Raw genomic sequence first — 9,270 nt, forward strand, 5'->3', positions numbered from 1 at the left:
GCGATCGGTACGATTACATCATAGTAGGAAATGGACTAGCGGGTAGTACCCTGGCTTTACATTTACATAATGCTGGGAAAAGACTGATTGTTTTTACAGGTAAAGAAAAAAATCCATCTTCTTTAATAGCTGCCGGGCTATACAACCCAATTACTGGAAGAAAAATGGTGAAAACGTGGAGAGCAGATGATTTATTTAGCTATCTCGAAACATATTATGAAGAAGCAGAGAAGTTGACAGGCGGTACGTTTCTTATAAAAAAGACAATTTACAGGCCGTTTTTTGAGGCTGAAGAGCAAAACGAATGGATGGGTAAAAGTGCTGACCAGAATTATACAACCTTCATTAAAAAAGTACATACTTCGTCAACTCATAGTGCTGTGCATGATGCTTTCGGAGGCTTAGCACTAGCTACTACCGGTTATTTAGACATCCCCAAATGCATGGAGTCTGTGACGGACTTTTTACGCAAAAAGCACACTGTAATTGATGAGAATTTTGATTATCAAGAACTAATTCCAAATAGTAGCAAGGTTACTTACCAAGGTGTAGAGGCAACCAAGGCTATTTTTTGTGATGGCGTAGGTTTAAAAGCCAATACATTCTTTAGCTGGCTTCCTATCCGACCTGTGAAAGGTGAAATTTTATATATAAAAACATCTGTAAAATTAGATTATATCCTTAATCGGGGTGTTTTCGTATTACCAATAGGTAATGATATTTATAAGGTAGGTTCTACCTATGATCATAATGACTCTACGCTCGAGCCCACTAGCAAAGCCCGAGAACAGCTTATTTCAAAACTGAAAGCGATTTTAGATGGCGATTTTGAGATTGTAGATCAGGTGGCTGGTTTAAGGCCGGCAACTAAAGACAGGAGGCCGTTTGTAGGTATGCACCCTGAGTTTGAAACTATTGGGGTTTTTAACGGGTTAGGAACAAAGGGCGTTTCTTTAGCACCATATTGGGCGAGGCATTTTGTGCAACATTTGCTTGAGGGGAACAAACTCGACAGGGAAGTAAATATCAGTCGCTATTTTTCGTTATATTCGGAATCACACTAAAATTAAATGATAAAGTATTTTTACAGCACTTTTGTAATAGTCGCCTTGCTTATTTCATTTGCCGGGCAAGCTCAGATTCAGGAAGAGTTTGGGAGAAACAGGGTGCAGTATGAAGAGTTTGAATGGCGCTTTCTGAGCTCAGAAAATTTTGATGTATACTTTTACCAAGGGGGTGATCGCATTGCCAAAGAAGTAATAGAATACCTGGAAGAAGAATTTGATAGAATAACCGATCTTATCGGCTACCCACCGTATTCCAAAACCAAATTATTCCTTTACAATTCAGTTTCAGATTTACAACAGAGTAATGTTGGCTTAGATCAGGCTGGTATTGGCCCTGGCGGGGAGACTCAATTTATAAAACCGTATATAGAAGTAGCTCATCCGGGCAGTATAAGTGCCTTGAAGGATGAATTGATTATAAAGGTATCAACCCTCATGGTAAATGAGATGATGTTTGGTGGAAGCCTTAAAGATATGTTTCAAAGCTCCGTTTTACTTAATCTTCCTGAGTGGTTTATAAGTGGAGCAGCCAGGTATGTGGCCGAGGGTTGGAGTATAGAAATGGATGATTATATACGTGATTATATCACCACCAGAAAGCCAGAGCGACTGAGCAGACTTACGGGTGAAGAGGCAGCACTGGCAGGCCAGTCTGTATGGAATTATATCGCTGAGCAGTACGGAAGAAGTAATATTTCTAATATTCTCAATTACACAAGGATCATTAGAAATGAAGAAAAAAGTGTAACAATTACTTTAGGTGTGCCATTTGAGCAGATTATGTATAACTGGCAGGCCTATTATGTAAACGTAGATAGTAGAGTTAATCAAGACTACCTATCGCTTAATCCGGAGTATAAAGTTGTACATAGGAAAAATAAAAAAAGAAAAACCTACAGTCATGTAGCAGTAAACAACTCAGGTAGTAAACTGGCCTATACAGAAAATAATGCTGGAAGATATGCAGTGATTGTAAAAGACATTGATTCCAAAGAAGAGAAGACTATTCTGAAAGGTGGTTATAAAGTAGTGAGTCAGGACGTGAATTTTGATTTACCATTGATTGATTGGGTCGACAGTGCAACGCTTGGTATAATCCACTCTAAACAAGGCAAGTTATGGTTTGATCTTTATGATTTAAATACCAACAGCAAGCTCCCCAGACAACTTACTCGATTTGAGCAGGTGCAAAGTATGAGTTTTTCAGACAATGGTAGATTGCTCATCATCAGTGGAATGGTGTATGGGAAAACAGACTTATATCTACTGAGTACAAGAAGAGATCGTGTGAAAAGACTTTTTGATGATGTATATGATGATATTGATGCATCATTTGTTCCTAATACAAACACCATTGTTTTTAGCTCAAACCGACCTACAGATACACTCAATCTAGATGATAAAAGCTTTGAAAAGGTAGGCAGCAATCACAACCTATTCTTTTTTAATCTCGATACTACAAAAAATCTATTACGCAGAGTCACTAATACGATAAGTAAAGACACCAGGCCTTTGGCTTACAATGGTAATACCATTTACTACCTCAGTGATCAGAAAGGGATCAAAAATATCTTTAAGTATGATGTTTCTACTGAGATATACTCACAGGTGACCAATTACTCAAGTAGTGTAGATAACTGGGATATTGATTTTGACTCCAGACATCTTGCACTGGCTATGAGCGAGAGAGGCCGAGATTATGTATATAGTGTACCTAACTTTGATATTGAGCAAGAAATATTTACGCCAATTACCCCAAGGCAACAGGTGATTCAGGCACGTGAGTTCAAAGCCCGTAGAACAGCCACTGTTGATGAAACCCTCACTATACAGGATATTGTTGAGTCTCGTTTAAAAGAAAAAGAACAGGAGCTTAATGCTGAGAGATTAGATACCGCCAATGTAAAAGTAGATACAGTAATCAACGAAGAAATAAGCTTAATCTCAGACAGCTTGCAATTGACGGATATGGATACGGTGGCTGTTGAGCCTGTAGAAGAGCCTGAAGTGGTAGAAGAAGATAATGAAATAATTGATACTGATGATTACACTTTTGAAACGGATGTTTTAGAAGAAACCAGGGGCACCAAAGATTCATTTCTAGCTCAGTATCGTAAACTCAGGCAAAAGAACAGCATAACAGGGCCATATCCTTATGAGCCTAGATTCAGCGCTAAAAATCTGGTCACTTCATTCTTAATTGACCCACTTAGAGGCTTTGGTATTTTTCTGGAAACAGAGATGTATGATATGCTAGAAAATCACATGTTTAGAGGAGGGGCTTTGGCCACTAACCTACGCAGTGGTGATATTTTTGCAGAGTACTATTATTTGAAATCAAGAGTAGATTACAAAGCCCGTTTTGAGAGAAGTGTAATATTAAGAGAAGAAAATACAGAACGACAGTATAGCCGAAATACAATTCAGATAGGTGCGGCTTTACCTTTTAATAATAGGGCAAGATTCGAAGTTAATCCATTTTTTACTATGACGCGTTTCGAAAACCTCACCCCTACCAGCATTTCTCCACCTCAATTTTCGGAAGGTGTTTCTACCAAGTATGTAGGTACATCGGCTGCTTTGGTATATGATAATTCATTGATCAATGGAATGAATATAATAGAAGGTAGTCGTGGAAAAATCGAGTTTACCCACCACGAAGGTCTGGATGATAAAGACGCCAGTTTTAGTAAGCTTACGGTAGATTTAAGACATTATCAAAAAATACATCGTGAGATTGTATTTGCCACGAGGCTGTACTACGGCTCGTTTTTCGGAAGAGACCCTAAGCAATTCTTATTAGGCGGAATGGATAACTGGCTCTTTAAGCAAGAAAATACCCGAGGAGACAACAATCCACTTAGCCCTGACAATGAAAGGCCCAATGATGATTTACTGTTTATCGAGTATGCTACTAACCTCCGAGGCTTTGACTACGCGACAATCGTAGGCAGAAATACGTTACTTTTCAATGCAGAATTACGTATACCTATTATCAGATATCTGGCCAGTGGTCCTATCTCATCTAATTTTTTGAGAAATCTACAGTTTACAGGCTTCTTCGACATAGGCTCAGCATGGACTGGAAAATCTCCATTTAATGAGGAGAATACAATAAGCACGGAGACTATACGTGAGGGAAGTTTTGTGATAGATATTAAGAATTTTCAAAACCCATGGCTATATAGCTACGGTGCAGGTTTGAGAACAATGCTTTTGGGTTATTACGTGAAATTTGACCTAGCCTGGCCGGTTGAAGATTTCAATACACAAGATCCTCGCCTAATGGTGACACTAGGATACGACTTCTAAGTCAGTTACATTTGCGTTCGTAAAAAAAATCACTGAGTACATGCTTAAATCGATGACAGGGTATGGTTCTTCCAGCTTTTCAGAAGAAGGTATAACGATAAACATTGAAGTAAAAACACTTAATTCTAAATTCCTCGACCTTAATTTAAGGCTTCCTAAGTCTTTTAATGAAAAAGAGATTGAGATAAGAAATCTCGTAACGCAGATGCTTGAGCGTGGCAAAGTGGTGCTCAATGTAGAATTTGCCAATGAGTCGGACACAGAACAAAAACAGACTTACAATGAGGAGCTGTTTGTAAAATATTATAATGAGCTTAAGAAACTCTCAAATAAGGTTATAGCTCCTGATCAAGACCTATTTCGACTTGCTCTCAGCGCACCGGATGTAGTCATAAATACTGGTGAGCAAGGCCTTGATGAAGAAAGTTGGGGTAAGATAAAGGAGCTCGTAGTTAAGACGCTGCAACAGTGTGATGATTTTAGGAAAAAGGAAGGCGCAGAGCTGCAGGAGAAGTTTTCTGGCTACATTGCGTCTATCAAAGAAGGCCTTGAGGCCGTAACTAAGCTTGATCCAGAGAGGATAGAACGTGTTAAAAGTAGAATCAAAGGAAACTTACTTAACTATGTAGATGAGGAAGGGCTCGACAAAAATCGCTTAGAGCAGGAAATTATCTATTACGTAGAAAAACTCGATATTACTGAGGAGAAGGTTAGACTCTCGAGCCATTTAGAGCACTTCACCGAAGTATTGCAATCAGATAAATCTTACGGTAAGAAGCTCGGCTTTATCTCACAAGAAATTGGCAGAGAAATAAATACGATTGGTTCTAAAGCCAATGATGCTGAAATACAAAAACATGTAGTAGGCATGAAAGAAGAGCTGGAAAAAATTAAAGAACAAGTACTAAACGTGCTTTAACTGATAGAGGTGATTAGCTTATCACCTCTACAACTTCTTCTAAACCCATACTTCGTGAGCCTTTAATCAGTATCGAAGAATCTTTGAAGTTTCTTGATCTGATTTTTTCCAGGAGTTCTTTTTTATTGTCCGTATGGAATATGGCGCCTGATTTTGAAAGGGCCTTACCAAACTCTGGCCCATACAGGTATACATTAAAATCTTCCTGAGATAGAATGTTAATTATATTAAGATGCTCCTGAGTGCTTGATTCCCCCAATTCTTTCATGTCGCCTAGGATTACCGCCTTTTGGTCGCCAGCCATGATTTTAAGATTTTCTATTGCCGATGCCATTGAGTTAGGGTTAGCATTATAAGCATCCAGAATGATTGTATTAGAACCTTTTTTAACAATCTGAGAGCGGTTGTTCGTGGGGTTGTAATTCATCACAGCTTCTTCAGCTTCAGCAGAGGGTACCTCAAAATACTTTCCAATGCACAGCGCTACGGCTATATTTTCAAAGTTGTATTTACCCACAAGCTGAGTTTCTATGGTCTGGTTTGTAGTCTTTACTTTTACAAATGGTGAAGCCTCGACCAATTCGCATGAATAGTAATCTTCATCGCCAGGGTAGAATAACGGGTTTTTAAACCGCTTGGCCATATTGCTCAAGATCTCATCTCTTGAATTTATCCAGACCACACCAACCGTTTGTATCAGGTGATGGTATAATTCACTTTTGCCTCGTATTACACCTTCTATACCTCCAAAACCTTCAAGATGTGCTTTGCCAATGTTGGTAATCAAACCATGGGTTGGGTGAGCAATACGACTAAGAGCAGCTATTTCGCCTACATGGTTAGCCCCCATCTCTATAATGGCCATCTCATGATCATTAGTTATAGACAAAATTGTGAGAGGCACACCAATGTGATTATTAAGATTGCCTTGTGTTGCCAATACATTGTACTTTTTTGAAAGCACAGCATTTATGAGCTCCTTGGTCGTGGTTTTTCCGTTTGATCCTGTAAGGCCTATGATCGGTATAGTAAGCTTTTTCCGATGATGAATGGCAAGATTTTGAAGGGCCTCTAATACATCATCAACCAATATATATCTATCATTGAGGTTATATTTAGCCTCATCGATTACGGCTAAAGCTGCACCTTTATCCAACGCTTCCTTTGCAAATTCGTTAGCATTAAAGTTGGGGCCTTTAAGAGCAAAAAAGATAGATCCAGGCTCTATTTTTCTAGTATCGGTAGATATTTTTTTACTAGCCAGGTAATGGTTATAAAGTGTTTCGATCATAGCTGGATATTCTATTTTATGCTAAAATAGCTTAAAATTTAAATTTATATTTGATAATGTCTTTCAGGACTCAAAGGTTACGTTTTCTCGATTAATTATGCCAAGATTTTTGACATGTATACTTCTGCTGGTAGTGAGTCCGCTGGCAGCCCAATTTACCTACACACTAAATCAAAACATCCCAGTAGTACACGATGGTGACACACTATCACTTGCCTGGGCAGGTGGCTTAAATTCCCCTCAATTCAACACCATCGATTTAGATGGAGATGGTAGTCAGGATATGGTTATTTATGACCGAACGGCAAATAAAATATTGCCATTTATCTCCAAAAATGGTGGTTTTACATATGCCCCGGAATTACAAACTCTTTTTCCGGAAGGAATTAGAAATTGGATGCTACTAAGGGATTTTAATTGTGACGGTAAGAAGGATATTTTTGTCAGTGACCCACGAGGTATTGCGGTCTATGTGAATACAACCGAACCCGGGCAGAAGTTGAGTTGGAGAGTTTTTAATTTTAGAAATGACAGTCAGTTTAAACACTTACTTACACAGGGGTTTAACTCTGCCATTAATCTTCAGGTTAATAGCTCCGATATACCGTCAATTTCTGATATTGATGATGATGGTGACCTGGATATTTTGACCTACAGGTTCTCAGGAGCTTCTACCGTTGAGTTTCATAAAAATATGAGCATGGAGCGCGATGGCAATTGCGATAGTTTACAATATGAGCGGGTAACCCAAAATTGGGGTGAATACGAAGAATGCCAGTGTGGTAAATTTGCTTTTAACGGTGCAGAATGCCCTTCATCATCTGGTAGGCAACAACACCAGGGAGGGAAATCACTTTTAGCTCTTGACCTAAATGGAGACCAGGTGAAAGAGCTGGTAGTGTCTGAGGAGGAATGCACAGAGTTGTTCGCCTTGTCAAACACAGGCACTCAAGAAAATGCCCTTATTTCTTCTGCCACATCAGCCTTTCCTAACTCGTCTAATCCGGCTAGTCTTTTTGTTTTTCCTGCGGCTTATAATGAAGATGTCGACATGGATGGTATTGATGATTTACTAATCGCTCCAAATGTTTCCGGGAATGTCAATAGTTCGATAAATTTTGAGTCTTCCAGCTGGTTTTATAGAAATACCGGGACAAATGAGTTGCCAGAATTTGCATTTATAAAGAGGGACTTTTTACAGGATGAAATGATTGACCTGGGAGAAAACGCTGCCCCTGCTTTTGCTGATTTGGATGGAGATGGTGATCAGGATATGTTAATAGGCAGTTATTTACAATTACAAAACCTTGGGTTCAGGGCCTCCCTGGTACATTATGAAAATGTAGGTACTGCAACTGACCCATCTTTTGAGCTAAGAAATAACGATTACAAACAATTTTCGGCTTTCGGTCTGATTAATATAAAGCCAAAGTTCAGAGATATAAATTTAGACGGTAATATCGATTTGGTTTTTAGTGCAACGTCTACTAATTCAGGCAGTACAGCTATATATTATTTGCTCAACCAATCGGCCAATAGTTTTGATCCTTCCTCAGAACTTAGACAGCTCTTTCTAATCAGCGATAGATTTCCAAATAACGAGAATTATGAGATTTTCGATATCGATTCAGATGGGTTACCCGATATATTATTAGGGCGATCAAGTGGCAGGCTAGAGTATTATAAAAGCTTAGGGCCGATCGAAGAACCTACGTTTGAAAAACAAGAGGAGCCATTTTATGGTATAGATTTTAGTGTATTTAGGCAAAGTCCGGCTGTTACGATAGAAGATTTAGACGCAAACGGAAGTGTGGATATGTTTATTGGCGATGCCGGGGGTAACACGACTATTTATGCAGACTTTTTAAATCACCTGGAAGATCCGAGGCCGGGCGTTGAAAAGCTATTTAGAGATAGTCTATCAAATGACAGCGTCTCACTGCGGCTTGGTAATAAACTCTACGCAACTACAGCAAATTTATTTAATGCCGATAAACCTGCGCTTGTGATGGGTACGGGAGAAGGTGGTTTGATTGTTTTAGAAAATAATGAGGCAGTAATTAATCCTGTGCTGCCGGTGAGAGGAAATATAGCCATTTACCCAAACCCTGTGAGAAATGATCAGACTCTTAAAATAGGGGTAACAAAATCGATGAAGGTTGATGTAATCGCTATCTCTGGTCAGCGGATTTTTAGTGATTTAGCGATAAAGGCCAATGAAATAATTACGCTTGATATCACTTCACTCAGGAGTGGCATTTACACGGTAGTTGGTCGGAGAGAAGGAAAAATTGAAGCCAGAAGATTTATGGTAACTAAATAATGCAGCTTTTTTTATACATATCCATAGTAAAAACACAACCGCTGCTCAACCTAAATAAAAGTCTTGTTGGTAAATTGCCTGGCGTCTCATTTTATGATTTAGATAATCATTCAGAACCAGTAGTAGTCGATACTGCCGTAAGAGCAATTGAGGAGGCCTCGGCTGTATTTGTGCATTTAGAAACTGAAGATGAAAACCCGGGCGTGATCTTAAAAGTAATGAAGAGGCTAGCCAAATTTGAGAAATCTCACGATTTGATAGTCGTTCATAATGGAATCAACTCGTTTTTAGAGAGAATGGAGAAAAGCTTTGATATACCCTGGTTTAAAAACCAAAACGAGCATGTGATTAGAGAAAA

The 9,270-nt window shown here is 38.9% G+C and carries 6 protein-coding genes; 5 read left to right on the forward strand and 1 reads right to left on the reverse strand.

Annotation, left to right across the window (positions count from 1 at the left end):
* The 3 genes from E1176_RS11165 to E1176_RS11175 all read left to right on the forward strand — a co-directional run.
* The coding region (locus tag E1176_RS11165) for an NAD(P)/FAD-dependent oxidoreductase (protein ID WP_155210693.1) at positions 1 to 1,064 on the forward strand (1,064 nt) is incomplete at its 5' end.
* 6 nt (positions 1,065 to 1,070) lie between these two features.
* Positions 1,071 to 4,379, forward strand: coding sequence for a PD40 domain-containing protein (locus tag E1176_RS11170; RefSeq protein WP_155210694.1), 3,309 nt, complete (start codon positions 1,071 to 1,073; stop codon positions 4,377 to 4,379).
* A 40-nt stretch (positions 4,380 to 4,419) separates the two neighbouring features.
* Entirely contained in the window at positions 4,420 to 5,298 is an 879-nt protein-coding gene (locus E1176_RS11175) for a YicC/YloC family endoribonuclease (RefSeq protein WP_155210695.1), read from the forward strand.
* 13 nt (positions 5,299 to 5,311) lie between these two features.
* On the opposite strand, the gene E1176_RS11180 is transcribed toward E1176_RS11175, so the two are convergent.
* A complete protein-coding gene (locus E1176_RS11180; RefSeq protein ID WP_155210696.1) occupies positions 5,312 to 6,589 on the reverse strand; it encodes a UDP-N-acetylmuramoyl-tripeptide--D-alanyl-D-alanine ligase in 1,278 nt (425 codons plus the stop codon).
* A 97-nt stretch (positions 6,590 to 6,686) separates the two neighbouring features.
* Between E1176_RS11180 and E1176_RS11185 the strand changes: the two genes are divergently transcribed.
* Positions 6,687 to 8,912, forward strand: coding sequence for a T9SS type A sorting domain-containing protein (locus E1176_RS11185; protein WP_155210697.1), 2,226 nt, complete (start codon positions 6,687 to 6,689; stop codon positions 8,910 to 8,912).
* The coding region (locus E1176_RS11190) for a hypothetical protein (RefSeq protein ID WP_155210698.1) at positions 8,912 to 9,270 on the forward strand (359 nt) is incomplete at its 3' end. The genes E1176_RS11185 and E1176_RS11190, both read left to right, overlap by 1 nt.

This window comes from Fulvivirga aurantia, from assembly GCF_009711475.1.
Lineage (GTDB): Bacteria > Bacteroidota > Bacteroidia > Cytophagales > Cyclobacteriaceae > Fulvivirga > Fulvivirga aurantia.

Excerpts from the sequence above, each read along its gene's own strand:
- E1176_RS11180 (WP_155210696.1), bottom strand. The coding sequence starts at position 6,589 with ATGATCGAAACACTTTATAACCATTACCTGGCTAGTAAAAAAATATCT.
- E1176_RS11185 (WP_155210697.1), top strand. The coding sequence starts at position 6,687 with ATGCCAAGATTTTTGACATGTATACTTCTGCTGGTAGTGAGTCCGCTG.
- E1176_RS11170 (WP_155210694.1), top strand. The coding sequence starts at position 1,071 with ATGATAAAGTATTTTTACAGCACTTTTGTAATAGTCGCCTTGCTTATT.
- E1176_RS11175 (WP_155210695.1), top strand. The coding sequence starts at position 4,420 with ATGCTTAAATCGATGACAGGGTATGGTTCTTCCAGCTTTTCAGAAGAA.